Annotated in this window: 14 protein-coding genes; 2 read left to right on the plus strand and 12 right to left on the minus strand. The window is 70.4% G+C overall.

Translation table 11 applies throughout. From position 1 onward, the window contains the following. Positions 1-332: 332 nt before the first annotated feature. From WBN91_RS14975 to WBN91_RS14995, 5 genes are all read right to left on the minus strand, one after another. Positions 333-1610 carry a geranylgeranyl reductase family protein gene (locus WBN91_RS14975; RefSeq protein WP_337724624.1) on the minus strand — a complete coding sequence of 426 codons (1278 nt, stop codon included), beginning with the start codon at positions 1608-1610 and terminating at the stop codon, positions 333-335. Positions 1611-1693: 83 nt separating this feature from the next. Continuing rightward, positions 1694-2257 (minus strand): NADPH-dependent F420 reductase, encoded by a 564-nt coding sequence (locus tag WBN91_RS14980; RefSeq protein WP_337724623.1) that lies wholly within the window; start codon positions 2255-2257, stop codon positions 1694-1696. 16 nt (positions 2258-2273) lie between these two features. After that, positions 2274-2993, minus strand: a complete 720-nt coding sequence (locus WBN91_RS14985; protein WP_337724622.1) for a demethylmenaquinone methyltransferase — start codon at positions 2991-2993, stop codon at positions 2274-2276. A 1168-nt stretch (positions 2994-4161) separates the two neighbouring features. After that, positions 4162-5271 carry a glycosyltransferase gene (locus WBN91_RS14990; RefSeq protein ID WP_337724621.1) on the minus strand — a complete coding sequence of 370 codons (1110 nt, stop codon included), beginning with the start codon at positions 5269-5271 and terminating at the stop codon, positions 4162-4164. Further along, positions 5268-6371 carry a glycosyltransferase family 4 protein gene (locus WBN91_RS14995; RefSeq protein ID WP_337724620.1) on the minus strand — a complete coding sequence of 368 codons (1104 nt, stop codon included), beginning with the start codon at positions 6369-6371 and terminating at the stop codon, positions 5268-5270. The genes WBN91_RS14990 and WBN91_RS14995 overlap by 4 nt, the downstream gene beginning before the upstream one ends. 155 nt (positions 6372-6526) lie before the next feature. On the opposite strand from WBN91_RS14995, the gene WBN91_RS15000 reads away from it, so the two are divergent. Continuing rightward, the gene (locus tag WBN91_RS15000; RefSeq protein ID WP_337724619.1) at positions 6527-7351 is read left to right on the plus strand and encodes an inositol monophosphatase family protein; all 825 of its coding nucleotides are present in this window, start codon (positions 6527-6529) and stop codon (positions 7349-7351) included. A gap of 112 nt (positions 7352-7463) precedes the next feature. Here the strand turns inward: WBN91_RS15000 and WBN91_RS15005 are convergent, their stop codons facing one another. The 7 genes from WBN91_RS15005 to WBN91_RS15035 form a co-directional block, all read right to left on the minus strand. Continuing rightward, positions 7464-8003 (minus strand): hypothetical protein, encoded by a 540-nt coding sequence (locus WBN91_RS15005; RefSeq protein ID WP_337724617.1) that lies wholly within the window; start codon positions 8001-8003, stop codon positions 7464-7466. Positions 8004-8064: 61 nt separating this feature from the next. After that, positions 8065-9099, minus strand: coding sequence for a 1,2-phenylacetyl-CoA epoxidase subunit PaaE (gene paaE / locus WBN91_RS15010; RefSeq protein WP_337724616.1), 1035 nt, complete (start codon positions 9097-9099; stop codon positions 8065-8067). Next, positions 9100-9591: a 1,2-phenylacetyl-CoA epoxidase subunit PaaD gene (paaD, locus tag WBN91_RS15015; RefSeq protein WP_337724615.1), complete on the minus strand. Its 492-nt coding sequence runs from the start codon at positions 9589-9591 to the stop codon at positions 9100-9102. Further along, entirely contained in the window at positions 9585-10466 is an 882-nt protein-coding gene (gene paaC / locus WBN91_RS15020) for a 1,2-phenylacetyl-CoA epoxidase subunit PaaC (RefSeq protein ID WP_337724614.1), read from the minus strand. Before paaC ends, paaD begins: the two co-directional genes overlap by 7 nt. Positions 10467-10528: 62 nt before the next feature. After that, complete coding sequence (gene paaB / locus WBN91_RS15025; RefSeq protein WP_121224725.1) at positions 10529-10813, minus strand: 1,2-phenylacetyl-CoA epoxidase subunit PaaB; 285 nt, start codon at positions 10811-10813, stop codon at positions 10529-10531. Continuing rightward, positions 10810-11742: a 1,2-phenylacetyl-CoA epoxidase subunit PaaA gene (paaA, locus tag WBN91_RS15030; protein ID WP_337724613.1), complete on the minus strand. Its 933-nt coding sequence runs from the start codon at positions 11740-11742 to the stop codon at positions 10810-10812. The genes paaB and paaA overlap by 4 nt, the downstream gene beginning before the upstream one ends. A 42-nt stretch (positions 11743-11784) precedes the next feature. Then, positions 11785-12219 carry a DUF3592 domain-containing protein gene (locus tag WBN91_RS15035; RefSeq protein WP_337724612.1) on the minus strand — a complete coding sequence of 145 codons (435 nt, stop codon included), beginning with the start codon at positions 12217-12219 and terminating at the stop codon, positions 11785-11787. A 63-nt stretch (positions 12220-12282) separates the two neighbouring features. On the opposite strand from WBN91_RS15035, the gene WBN91_RS15040 reads away from it, so the two are divergent. Next, the gene (locus WBN91_RS15040) at positions 12283-13512 is read left to right on the plus strand and encodes an isochorismate synthase (RefSeq protein ID WP_337724611.1); all 1230 of its coding nucleotides are present in this window, start codon (positions 12283-12285) and stop codon (positions 13510-13512) included. Positions 13513-13619: the final 107 nt, after the last annotated feature.

A 13619-nucleotide genomic window follows, 5' to 3' on the forward strand; every position in this document is an offset into this window, starting at 1 on the left:
TCGCGTCGTCGCGGTGGTGGTGGCACCGCCGACCGTTGCGCACCCTAAGGGTGTTGTTGCGGCCTGGCGGAGGTTAGGCGGACCTAACTTTCCGCAGGTCGCTTGTGAAACACTTCACAAGGCATCTCAGCCGGTTGTGAACTGATTCACAAGACCTGGGGGCCAGTGTAGAACGTCACACAGAGGCGTGAACCGCACCCCCTGGACATGCTCTGACCTGGTCTTACACGGTGCAGATCAACAGCTTTGGGGCCCCGGAGTGAACGGGAGCACACCCAAAACGAAACAGCGCCGACCCGTAGGGCGGCGCTGCGTCGGCTAGCAGGGGCTGATTAGGCCGTTGGGGTGAGTTTCGTGGCGGCCGTGATGAGACGGTCGAAGGAGTCGCCGTCCTTGGGGTCGTAAAGGCCCGCGAGCAGCTTCAGAACCAGTTTCATCAGCGTTTTCCGAGGTAGGCCGTACTTGGTCGCCGTGCGCATGACCGCGGGGTTGCCGATGAGCTTCGAGAAGACGTTGCCGAGCCGGTAGTAGCTGCCCAACGCCTGCTCGATGCGGACCGGGTAGCCGTGAAGTGCGCGTTCCCGGCTGTACCCGGTGCGGGCCAGCCCTTGGACGACCGATTCGGCGGCGATCCGCGCCGACTCCATCGCGTAACCGATGCCCTCGCCGTTGAACGGGTTCACCATGCCGCCCGCGTCACCCACGAGGAGCAGCCCGTCACGGTAGTGCGGCTTCCGGTTGAGCCCCATCGGCAGCGCGGCGCCGCCGATGCGGCTGGTCGCGTTCTCCTCGCGGAAGCCCCACTCCTCCGGGGTGCCGTCGAGCCAGGAGCGCAGGAGGGCTCGGTAGTCCGTAGTCCCGTAGGCCTTGGAGGTGCTGAGGATGCCCAGGCCGACGTTCACCGAGCCGTCGCCCATGCCGAAGATCCAGCCGTAGCCGGGGAGCAGGACGTCGTTCTGGCGGTCCCACAGCTCCAGGTGCGACTCCAGGTAGTCGTCCTTGGTGCGGGGGCTGGCGTAGTAGCGGCGGACGGCCACGCCCATCGGCTTGGCGTCGTCCTTCTGGATGCCGACGCTGAGCGCGAGCCGGGCGCTGACACCGTCGCAGCCCAGGACGATCGGGGCGCGGTAGGTGACCGGCTGCTTGTCCGGCCCCGTCTTGGCCTCCACGCCGACCACGCGGCCGTTCTCCTGGATGGCCGCGGTGACGGTCGTCTGCTCGTAGAGGCGCGCGCCGGCCTGCTGGGCGGTCTTGGCGAGCATCTCGTCGAAGTCCTGGCGGGGGCGGACCACGCCGTAGGGCGGGAAGGTCGCCAGGTCCGGCCAGTCGAGTTCGAGCGTGACCCCGCCACCGACCACTCGGAGGCCCCGGTTGTGCAGCCAGCCGGCCTCTTCCCGGGTGTCGATGCCCAGGTCGATCAGCTGCTTCACGCCACGCGGGGTGAGCCCGTCACCGCACACCTTCTCGCGGGGGAACGTGCTCTTCTCCAACAGCAGCACGTCCAGGCCCGCGCGGGCCAGGTAGGTCGCGGCCGTCGACCCCGCGGGCCCCGCGCCGACCACGATCACCTCGGCGTCCTCGCCTGCCTTGCGGCGGCTGGGAGTCGTCATCCCCGCTCCTTGTGCGTCAGTTCACAAAGTCCGGGGCCGAGTCTACTTATGGGTTGCTGAGGATCTTGCTCCCGTAGAGGCCTTCAGTCCTGCTGGACCAGGCTGAGCCCCGGCAACGGTCCACCCGGGTACTGCTGGAGACGCCCACCGGTCTCCAAGGACCCGAGGTCGACCGCCGCCCAGCCGGCGGACTCGACCAGCTCGGCGACCACCTTCGTGGCCTCGGGGTCGTCCCCGGACAGGAAGATCACCGTGCGAGCGTCCCGCTCCAGCCGCTCCGGGCTGAGCGTGTTGAACCCCTTGACCAGCCGCGCGCCCGGAACCTTCTCCGCGACGATGGCGCTGGAAGGTCGGTCCCCGATGTCGGCGAACGCGAAGCCGGGGAGGATCGGGTTGCTCGTGTCGACCACGATCTTCCCGCTCCAGTCCCGCCCGCCGGTGACGTCGTCCATCGCGACCCACGGCACGGCGAGGAACGTGACGTCCCTGTCGAGGGCGTCGTCCACGGTCCCCTTGGCAACCCCGTCGAGGTCCGGCAGCGTCTCCGGCCCACGACTGTTGGCGATCAGAACGTCGTGCCCCGCTTTCGCCAACTTCTTGGCGACGGAGGCCCCAATGTTCCCCGCCCCGACCACCCCAACCCTCACTGGCTCTCCTCGGCCTTCACTCGCTCGCCTCCAGTGGCTTGGACTCCTCGAGGGGCTTGGTGGCCCGGTGCAGGGCAACCATCCCGAAGGTCAGGTTCATCCAGGCCACGTCCTCCCACCCGGCCTTCGCGATGATCTCGGCGAGGCTGCGCTGGTCGGGCCAGGTGCGCATGGACTCGGCGAGGTACTGGTAGGCGTCCGGGTTGGAGGAGACGACCCGGCCGATGAACGGGAGGATCTTGAGCAGGTAGCGCATGTAGACGAACCGGAACGGCCGGAACGTAGGTGTGGACACTTCGCAGATCACCAGCCGGCCACCCGGTTTGACCACACGGGCCATTTCCCGGAGAGCGGCCTCGGTGTCGTTGAAGTTCCGGATGCCGAAGGACACCGTGACGGCATCGAACACACCGTCCGCAAAGGGCAACTTGAGCGCGTCGGCAGCCACCTTGGGCACGTCCCGGTGCTTACCGCCGAGCAACATGCCGATGGAGAAGTCAGCCGCCACACACCAAGCCCCGGACGCGGCGTACTCGACGGTGGACACCGCCGTCCCGGCAGCGAGGTCAAGCACCCGCTCCCCGGCACGGGCATCGAGAACCCGCCGACTCCACTCCCGCCAGCGCCGGTCGAACCCCAGGGTCATGACGGAGTTCGTGCGGTCGTAGCCCTTGGCCACACCGTCGAACATCTCGGCGACTTCGCGGGGGTTCTTGTCCAAACCTGCACGCGACATGCCCAAAGCCTAGGTGACGCCCCCAACCCCCCACATCCCGCACACCCCCACCCCACCCCTCCCGAACCCACAGCCCCTTCACACCAACACCCCTCACAAAGGTTCCCTTAGTCCCCAAAATCCACTCGATATAGCGAACCCGCCGTTCCCCGGGCACTTTCCACTTACCACTCACGTTGCCGTAATGAACAAGGAGGCGCCCCCGGCCCAAGGCCCCCTCGCACACCCCACCCACCCACACACATCCACCCCACCCACCCGAACCCACCCCACAGCCCTCCAGCCCTCCAGCCCAAGGTCCCAGTCCAAGCCCCGCAGCCCTCCAGCCCGCAGCCCAAGCCCTCGCAGCCCCAGCCCCAGCCCCGCGACCCTCTGGCACGAGCCCGCGCAGCCCTCGTCCCGAGCCCTGCGGCCCTGCGGCCCTGCGGCCCTGCGGCCCGTGCCCGCGCAGCCCCCAGCGCCCCAGCCCGACCCCGCCGCCCCGAGCCTCGCAGCCCCTGAGGCCCCCGCAGCCCGCACTCGCCCGCGGCCAGCTGCGCACAGCCCACCGCCAGCCGCCCGGCGGCCAACCACCCGCCGCCGGCGCCCGCAGCCTGCACCCAACCCCTGACAACCAGCCGCCCGCGGCCTGTACCCGCCGCCCGCAGCCCGCAGCCTGTGCCCACCGCCAGCCGCCCGCAGCCCGCGCCCACCGCCGGCCGCCCGCAGCTCTCAAGCCCGATGACCGCACTGCGGCCCGGCTGCCGGACGTCCGACAGCGAGCGCGAGTGGCCGCCTGCCGAGCACGCGCTCAAGGAGGCGCCGGGGAAACCTGTGCGGTACGAGCAGCCAGCAGCGCCTGTGCGACGTGAGCCGGGCGGCCGGCGGCGGGTCCAGGCGGCAGGCGGCGGTTCGCAGCGGCTAGCGGCAGGTCGCGGTGGCGGACGGCGGGCCCGTCCGTGCGGCGGGTTCAGGCGGGCGGCGGGTTCAGGCGGGCGGCGGGTTCAGGCAAGCCCGCGGTTCAGGCAGGCCGTGGGTTGAGGCGGCTGGTGGGTCCGTCGGGGGGCAGGCGGCGGGTCCGGCGGCGTTGGTGGGCGGCGGCGTGGGGGTTGGCGGGAGAAGAGGGTGGTTGTGGGCGGAAACCCCGAACCAATCCCCAGGGAGGCCGGGAAGAGGCGGGTGGGGTGGGTTAGGTGGCTTGTAGGGCGGTGAGCATGCCGTCTATGGCGGTTTGCCACGGGTATTGCTCCGCCCGTGCCCTTGCTGCTTCTCGGCGGGTTGGTTCGGGGTCGTCCAACAGGGTGTTCACCGCGCCGGCGAAGGCTGAAGCGTCGTCGGGGACCGCTGCGCCGCAGCCGGGTTGGACGATCTCGCGCAAAGCCGAGGACGCCGACACGACCACCGGAGTGCCGGAGGCCAGGGCCTCCAGTGCCGCCAGGCCGAAAGTCTCGTGTGGGCCGGGGGCCAGGGAGATGTCCGCCGTGGCCAGGAGGGTGGCCACCTCCGTCCGCTGGTTCACGAAGCCCAGGAAAGTCACCGGCAGGCCCGCTGCCCTCCGTTCCAGCGCCTCCCGCCTCGGGCCGTCGCCGGCGATCACCAAGCGGATGCGGTGGCCGGCGGTGTGGAGGGCCGCGGCGGTGTCGACGCTGCGTTCCACGTGCTTTTCCGGGGAGAGTCGGCCGCAGTGGATCAACAGTGCGTCCGCGCCCTGCGCCAGGTCGCGTTTCAGGGAGCGGTTGTGGCGGGTCGGGGTGAAAGTGTGCAGGTCGACGCCTAGAGGGACCCGGGCCACATTGCGTGCGCCTATGCGGTCGAATTCCTGCCGGGCGAAATCCGTGGTGCAGACGACGGTGTCGTAGCTGGCCGCCATGCGCGCGTTCGCCCAGTCCGCGCCCGCCCTCGCCAACGCCGGCGGCAGGAGGAACTGCTCCAACAGCCGGTCCAAACGCTCGTGCGAGATGACGACGCTCGGCACGCCGTTCGCGGACGCCCACTTGCCCATCCCGCGCAAGGTCAGGCGGTCGGAGACCTCCAGGCGGTCCGGGTGGAGGTGGTCCAGGAGGGTTCGCACGCGCCACGGGTCGACGGCCCGGTAGCCGCCGGTGCCGGGGAGTTGCGGTGCGGGGAGGGTGATGCGGCGGACCCTGGCGGACAGGTGCTCGTCGGCGTGGGCGGGACCGGGGACCACCAAGATCACCTCGTGGCCCGCTGCGGCGTAACCGGTGCCCAGGTGGTGCAGGGCCGTGCGCAGGCCGCCTGAGCGCGGGCCGTAGAAGTTGGCCAGCTGCACGATCCTCATGCGGCTTGACGCTCCGGCCAACCCAGGACGGCTTGGTAGTGGCCCAGGAGTTCGTCGCACACCGCCGACCACGTCCGGCCCCGGACCCACCGGCGGGCGGCGTGGCCGTAGCGCTTGCGGCGCAGCGGGTCGCACAACGCCGTCACGGCTGCTCGCAGGTCGTCGTCGGTGGTGAACAGGTAGCCGGTGTCGGGCTGGACCAGGTCGCGCGGGCCGCCGGCGTCGGGGGCGACCACGGGCACGCCGCTGGCCAGCGCCTCCTGCACGGCCTGGCAGAACGTCTCGTGCGGACCGGTGTGCACGAAGACGTCCAGCGACGCGTAGGCCTCCGCGAGCGCGACGCCGGTGCGGAAGCCCAGGAAAGCCGCGTCGGGCAGGTCACGCCGGAGCGCCGCCTCCTCGGGTCCCTCGCCGACGACTACCAGGCGGATGCCGGGCACGTCCCGCAAGGCGCGCAAGCGGTCCACCTGCTTCTCCGGGGACAACCGGCCGACGTAGCCGACGAGCACTTCGCCGTTCGGAGCCAGGGAACGGCGCAGGGTCTCGTCACGGCGGTGAGGTGCGAAGAGGTCCACGTCCACTCCTCTACCCCACCGGTGGACGCGCGGAACCCCGTGCTCGCGCAACGCCTCCACCGCCCATGTCGACGGCGCGAGGGTGCGGTCGGCCTGGGAGTGCAGGCGGCGGGTCCAGCGCCACGCGGCGCGCGCGGTCAGGCCCAGGCCGTAGTGGCCGGCGAAACCGGCGACGTCGGTCTGGTACACCGCGACCGTCGGCAGGCCGAGGCGGCGGGCGGCGGACAGGCCCCGGGCGCCCATGACGAACGGGCTGGCGAGGTGGACGACGTCGGGGCGGAAGTCGGCGAGCGCGGTGAGGACCTTGCGGGTCGGCACGCCGACGGGCAGGGAGCTGAACCGGGGCAGGTCGACGGCGGGCACCCGGACGACCGGGGTGCCGTGGTGGTGGTCGGCCCCCGCGCCCGGGGCGACCACGAGGGCCTGGTGGCCGTGCGCACGCAGGTGCTCCAGCACGCGCAGGACGGAGTTGGTCACCCCGTTCACCTGCGGGAGGAAGCTCTCGGTGACGATCGCTACACGCACGCCGATCACCTTGAGGTGCGAAGGACACGGTGGCGTGACGGATCGGGGAACGAAGGTCGAAATCCTCGCGTCACGGTTGACGTTGACCGAAGGATCGTCGTCGCTTCACCTGGAGGTCGCATCGCGGACACCAGGGGCGGTGACACTAGCTCGGCATGACCGTCTTGTCGTCCCGACCCGCGCAGCCCGTCGATCCCGGTCTGGTGTCGATCGCGTTGGAGATAGCGGGACGCCTGGCCAACGACGCGTCGGACGTCATCATGGCGACGGCCGGCCGGGGCGCGCGACCCGACGACGACGCGTCGCCGTTCGACTGGGTGACCGACACGGACCGGACCCTGGAACGGCACACGCGGCGGGTGCTGATGGCCGAGTTCCCGGACATCCCGGTGTTCTGCGAGGACACCGACGAGGACGTGGCGTCCGACGCCGAGTTCCGCTGGGTGGTGGACCCGGTGGACGGGACGGCGAACTACGTGGCGGGCGTGCCGTGGTGCGCGTACAGCCTGGCGCTGGTGGACCGGTGGGGGCCGGTGGTCGGCGTGGTGGCGGACCCGTACCGGGCGCAGATCTACGCCGCCGCGCGCGGCCGGGGGATGCGGGCGAACGGGACGCCGGTGAAGCTGGGCGAGCAGGCGGTCAGCTCGATCGTGTGCACGGAGATGACGCGGACCGGGCCGTGGCCGGGGATGGGCGAGTTCATCTCGCGGGCGGCGGTGGCGGGGACGGGCGTGCGGGTGCTGGGGTCGAAGGCGCTGGCGGTGGCGCAGGTGGCCCTGGGACACGCGGCGGCGGCCGTGCTGCACAGCTACCACGAGTGGGACGTGGCCGGCGCGGTGGCTTTGGCGGTCGAGTCCGGCGCCGCCGTCCTGGACCGCCGCGGCGACGACGCGCCGCTGCCGGTGGACGGGTTGCTGGTGGCGATGCCGGAGGTGGCCGAAGAGGTTCTCGGCTGGTGGCAGTCCTCTATGACCCGATAGTGTGATCAACATCCGCTGGCCGTCGTGCTAGCATTGCCATGCCGGTTCCAATAGGAGCCGGAAGTGAACCCGGTTCACCGGTCGGACGGCCGGTTGCCGGGTTTCGCGCTTTCTACGGCACCTCCACCCTGTGGACCTCGTCGACCAGGCCCTGGACGCGCCGCCGCCACTCGCCACCGACCCCGTAGCACCAGGCGATGGAATCACTCAGCCACAGCAGCGGATCCTCGTGCGGCCTGAGGTGCTCGTAGCTGAACTCGTCCGCCTTGCCCACGACGGCGGCCAGCGTGGTGCGGTCACGACTGTCCTGGTGCTGGCAGCTTTCCAGCGCCAGCCGTGCGACGCCCGATTCGAGCAGGTGGGCCGCGACTGCGGTCAGGCACATGCGTCGGGCGACGACGTCGTTCGAGTGGTCGCAGAGCCAGAGCCGGGCGCGCATGTCCAATCGGTTCATCAGCGCGACGATCTCGCCTTGCCGCGTGGTGTTCTCCTTCTTGAAGTGCAGGCGCCGTTGGCCGGGCTTCACCTTGGCGCGCAGCGCCGAGCGGGCGCGGTCGAGGTCTCGGGACCGCATGGTGACGACGGCGACCAGGTAGGTGGAGCCTCGGCGCGACTCGTCGAGGAAGGCGTGCAGCGACATGACGAAGATCATGCCGTAGCACTAACGTGATACGACATTCGGCCCAATCGTGACCTGGCTACGCTAGTTGCGCCTAGGCGTCGAAGTCGACCGTCACCGCCGGGGTCACCGGCACGGACTGGCAGGTCAGCACGAAGCCCGCCGCCACCTCCGACTCGTCCAACGCGTAGTTGCGCCGCATGTCGACCTCGCCCGACACGACCAGCGCCCGGCACGTCCCGCACACCCCGCCCTTGCAGGCGAAAGGCAAGTCCGACCGCACCCGCTGGGCCGCGTCGAGGATCGGCGTGTCCGGCGGCAGCGGGACGGTGGTGGTGCGGCCGTCCAGGATGACCGTGCCCTCGCCCACCGACGACAACACCTGCTCGGCACGCCGAGGAGGCGGTGGGGGCTCGTCCACGTAGAACAGTTCGTGGTGGACGGACGTCGCCGGCACGCCCAGCGACGACAGCACAGCCTCCGCGTCGCGCACCATGCCGTAAGGCCCGCACAGCCACCACTGGTCGATGGACTCGAAAGGCACGACCGTCCCCAGCAACGCCCGCAGCTTCTCGCCATCCAGACGGCCGGTGAACAACTCCACGTCCCGAGGCTCACGGGACAGCACGTGGATCAGCTGGAACCGGGACGGGTAGCGGTCCTTCAGGTCGGCCAGGTCCTCGGCGAACATCACCGTGTCCGTCCGGCGGTTCCCGTACAGCAGCGTCACCCGCTCACCCGCGGCCAAAGCCGTGGCGGCGATCGACAGGGCCGGTGTGATGCCCGAACCGGCCACGACCAGGCAGTGGTGGGTGCCCGAAGTCGGCGTGAAGTTGCCGGCAGGCGGCAGGACTTCCACCACGTCACCGGGGGTCAGGCGGTCGACCAGCCACGTCGAGAACAAGCCCGTGTCCACGCGCCGCACGCCGATGCGTGGCGGGGCGCCGACCGGGGCGCAGATCGAGTACGACCGGCGTTCGTCGCCCTGCCGCAGGGTTAGGTACTGGCCCGCCTTGAACGCGAACTCGGGAGCCAGCTCCGGCGGCACGTCGAAGGTGACGGCCACGGCGTCCTCGCAGAGGCGGTCTACGGACGCCACGGTCAGCTTGTGGAACACCGGCCGGGCCATCTAGATCTCCTTGATGTGCTCGAAGGGCTCGGCGCAGTCCAGGCAGCGCCGCAGCGCCTTGCACGCCGTGGACCCGAACCGGGACAGCTCCTCGGTGCGGGGCGACCCGCAGCGCGGGCACGGGACGCGTGCGGACGGCGGGGTCAGGGTCAGCGGGACCGGGCCGACCGCGCGCGGGCCGATGCGGGACGGGGGCGCGATGCCGGCCTCCGCCAGCTTGCGCCGGCCCTCCTCGCTGATCCAGTCCGTGGTCCACGCCGGTGCCAGCGACGTCCTGACCTCGACCTCCGCGTACCCGGCCGCGCGCAGCGACCGCTTGAGGTCCGCGCCCATCTCCTCGACGGCGGGGCAGCCGGAGTAGGTGGGCGTGATGGTCACCAGGACCCGCCCGTCCTCCTCCTCGACCGACCGCAGCACGCCCAGGTCGGCCAGCGTCAGCACCGGCAGCTCCGGGTCCCGGACCGCCGACGCCACGGCCAGCGCGGTCACCACGTCGCCCCCGGCAGGGACCGGTGCAGGTGCTGCATCTCCGCCAGCAGGTAGCCCATCGCCTCGGTGTGCACGCCGTCGCGCCCGGCCCGGCCGTTGACCCGCGCGGCGGGCACCGACGACGGCCGCTCCAGTCCCGCCGCGGACACCACCGCGTCGATCACCGAGTCGAACTCGGCCCGGTAGAAAGCGGGGTCGAGACCCAACCGCTGCTCCACCGGGTGCGCCGCGAACAGCTCCTCCAGGAACGGCCAGACCCGCGCCAGCCCGGCCTGCATCCGCCGGTGCGACTCGTCGGTCCCGTCACCGAGCCGCACGACCCACTGGGCCGCGTGGTCGCGGTGGTAGGCCAGCTCCTTCAACCCCTTCGCAGCCACGGCGGCCACCACGGGGTCGGCGAAACCGACCAACGACGAGTACTGCGCGATCTTCCACGTCGAGAACACCAGCAGCCGCGCCATCGTCGTGGCGAAGTCGCCGCCCGCGAACGGCCCGCACTCGATCTCGGCGAGGTGGACGTTGCGGAAGTCCCGCTCGTCGCGCAGGTACGCCAGCGCGTCCTCGTCCCGCCCCAGCCCCTCGACCTCGCCCGCCCGGGTCAGCAGCAGGCGGGCCTGGCCGAGCAGGTCCAGGGCGATGTTGGCCAGCGCCACGTCCTCTTCCAGCTCGGGCGCGCGCGAGCACCACTCGGCCAGCCGCTGGGACAGCACCAGGGCGTCGTCGCCGAGCATCAGGCAGTAGGCGAACAGGTCCGCACTGTCCACATCGGACGGAACCGCCCGGTCGACCCCGGGCAGGGCCTCGGAGAACCCGGTCCCGAACGCCCAGTGCGTGTCCTCGTGGTCGATCAGGGATTCATAAGCGTTGTCGAAACTCATAGTGGCCACCAGCGCTCAGGGACGGCGTTGTCGCTGTGTTCTGCGGGACACCCGCACCCGGGTCATAGGTGCGGCACGTCCTCGGGGATCGAGTAGAACGTCGGGTGCCGGTACACCTTGTCGCCGCTGGGCGCGAAGAACGGGTCCTTCTCGTCCGGCGAGGACGCCGTGATCGCGGCGGCCGGCACGACCCAGATCGACACGCCCTCGTTGCGGCGCGTGTAGACGTCACGGGCGTTGCGCAGCGCCATCTCCGCGTCCGGCGCGTGCAGGGACCCCACGTGCACGTGGTTGAGCCCGCGCTTGCCCCGCACGAACACCTCCCACAGCGGCCACGACGAACTCATGCCACACCCTCCTGACGTGCGCGACGAGCAGCGTGCGCCTCTGCGGCGGCACGCACCCACTCCCCGTCTTCGTGCGCCTTGCGCCGATGCGCGATCCGCTGCGCGTTGGTCGGTCCGTTGCCGCCCACGACCTGCCAGAACTCGTCCCAGTCGGGTTGGCCGAAGTCGTGGTGCCCGCGCTCGGGGTTCCACTTCAACTCGGGGTCGGGCAGGGTCACGCCGAGCTTCTCCGCCTGCGGCACGGTCATGTCCACGAACTTCTGCCGCAGCTCGTCGTTGGTGTTGCGCTTGATGCGCCACTTCATCGACTGCTCGGTGTTGGAACTCTCCGAGTCCGGCGGGCCGAACATCATCAGCGACGGCCACCAGAACCGGTTCACCGACTCCTGCACCATCGCGCGCTGGGCGTCCGTGCCGCTCATCATGGTCATCAGCAGCTCGTAGCCCTGCCGCTGGTGGAAGGACTCCTCCTTGCAGATGCGGATCATGGCGCGCGCGTACGGGCCGTAGGAGGTGCGGCACAGCGGCACCTGGTTGCAGATGGCCGCGCCGTCCACGAGCCAGCCGATCGTGCCGACGTCGGCGTAGGACAGCGTGGGGTAGTTGAAGATCGACGAGTACTTCTGCCGCCCGTTGATCAGGTTCTCGGTCAGCTCGCCCCGGTCCGCGCCCAGCGTCTCGGTGGCCGCGTACAGGTAGAGCCCGTGGCCGGCTTCGTCCTGGACCTTGGCCAGCAGGATCGCCTTGCGGCGCAGCGAGGGCGCGCGGCTGATCCAGTTGCCCTCGGGCTGCATGCCGATGATCTCGGAGTGCGCGTGCTGCGCGATCTGCCGGATCAGGGTCTTGCGGTAGCCGTCGGGCATCCAGTCCCGCGGCTCGACGCGCTGCTCACCGCTGACGGCGCGCTCGAACTCCGCCTCCAGGTCCATGCGGGCAATGTTACACCTGGAGGCGGATTTCGGGAACAAGTGTCACAAGCGGCGGCGCACCCACCAGAACAGCGGCAACAGCACGGCCCACACCCCGAGCAGGAACGTCGAGATCGGCAGGATCGCCAGGGTCCAGGTCCGCTCGGCCACCCGCGCGACCTCGGGGTCGGCGGTGTCGTACTCGATGCGCACCAGCTGACCCGGCTCCAGCCCGTCCGGGTACAGCACGCCCTGCGAGGGGCTGTAGACCTTGCCGTCCGGCGTCGCGAACCGCACCACCGTGCGCTGGAACGAGACCGACACCACCTCGGCGGTCGCCTTGCCCAGCCGCTTCTCGATGGCCAGGTCGTCGCGCACGCACGCGGCCAACAGGGTCAGACCGATCAACGTCACCAGGCCACCCAGGACCACCAGTGCCCGGCCCACCAGCAGCTTCACCTTCCGCCGACGCCCGGTCCGCACTGCGTTGTCCACCACAACTGAGGAGTCTAGGGCTGGCCGGACGCGGAATCTCAGCGTTGAGTCCATACCCTCGACGCCGTGACCTCAGCTCCCGCCTCACGGACCCGACAGCGGTTGCGCGTCCACACCAGGCGCGTCACGGCCGGCGGCCTACTGGGCAAGCTGCCCGCGCCGACCGGTGCCCTGGCGTGGGTGCGGGACGGATCAGGCCTGGTCGGCTGGGGTGAGGCAGCCCGCGTGGAGGTGTCGGGACCAGACCGCTTCGCCGCCGCCGACACCTGGTGGCGCGACTTCACAGCGTCGTTGGACGTAGAAGACGAACTGGGCGTACCGGGCTCAGGCCCGGTCGCATTCGTCAGCATGGCGTTCGCCGACCGACCGGGCCGGTCTGTGTTGGTGGTCCCGGAGGTCGTGGTCGGCCGCCGCAACGGTGAGACATGGCTCACCACAATCGGCGAAAGCGAACCTCACACCGTCCAGCCCGTCACCCGCCCCTCGACCGTCCGCTACGCAGACGGAAAGCTGCCGGTGACCGCCTACCGGGAGGCCGTGCGAACAGCCGTGGCCCGAATGCGGGCCGGTGAACTGGGCAAAGTCGTCCTGGCCCACGACCTCCTGGCCGTAGCCGACGCCCCCATCGACCACCGTTTCGTCCTCCAGGGCTTGGCCCGCCGCTACCCCGAGTGCTGGGTGTACGCGGTAGACGGCCTGGTCGGAGCCACCCCCGAACTGCTGCTCCGCAGGTCCGGACAGGTGGTCGACTCGCGAGTACTAGCGGGCACCACCTGGCCACACGACGGCATGTCCGACGACGAACTCGAAGCTGCACTGCTGTCGTCAGGCAAGAACCGCGAGGAACACGAGTACGCAGTCGCCTCACTAGCCGACACCCTGCGCCCGTTCTGCGCGACGATGTCCGTCGAGGGACCGTCCGTACTACGCCTGCCGAACGTGTCACACCTGTCCAGCGACGTCATAGGCACCCTCAACGACTCGCCGTCTCTCCTGAGGCTAGGCGAGGCTCTCCACCCCACCGCAGCCGTAGGCGGCACACCCCGCGCGGACGCCATCGCGGTGATCGAGGAACTAGAGGGCATGGACCGAGGCCGCTACGCAGGCCCAGTCGGCTGGATCGACGGCAACGGCGACGGAGAACTGGGCATCGCACTCCGCTGCGCCCAGGTAGAAGGCCGCACAGCACGCCTGTTCGCAGGCTGCGGCCTGGTAGCCGAGTCAGATCCGGACTCCGAGGTCCGCGAGGCCCACGCAAAAATGCTGCCCTTCCGCGAAGCCCTGGAAGGCATGTAGGCGGGGGGTCTTTCGGCGAAGCCGGCAAGTGGCAGTCCGCCGAGGAGGACACAGCGCAACTTGGGCTTCTTGCTTGTGTCATCCCCGTATGGCCTGCCCGAAGGGCT

This window comes from Saccharothrix sp. CCNWYY140 (genome assembly GCF_037401995.1).
In the GTDB taxonomy this organism is placed as follows: Bacteria; Actinomycetota; Actinomycetes; order Mycobacteriales; family Pseudonocardiaceae; genus Actinosynnema.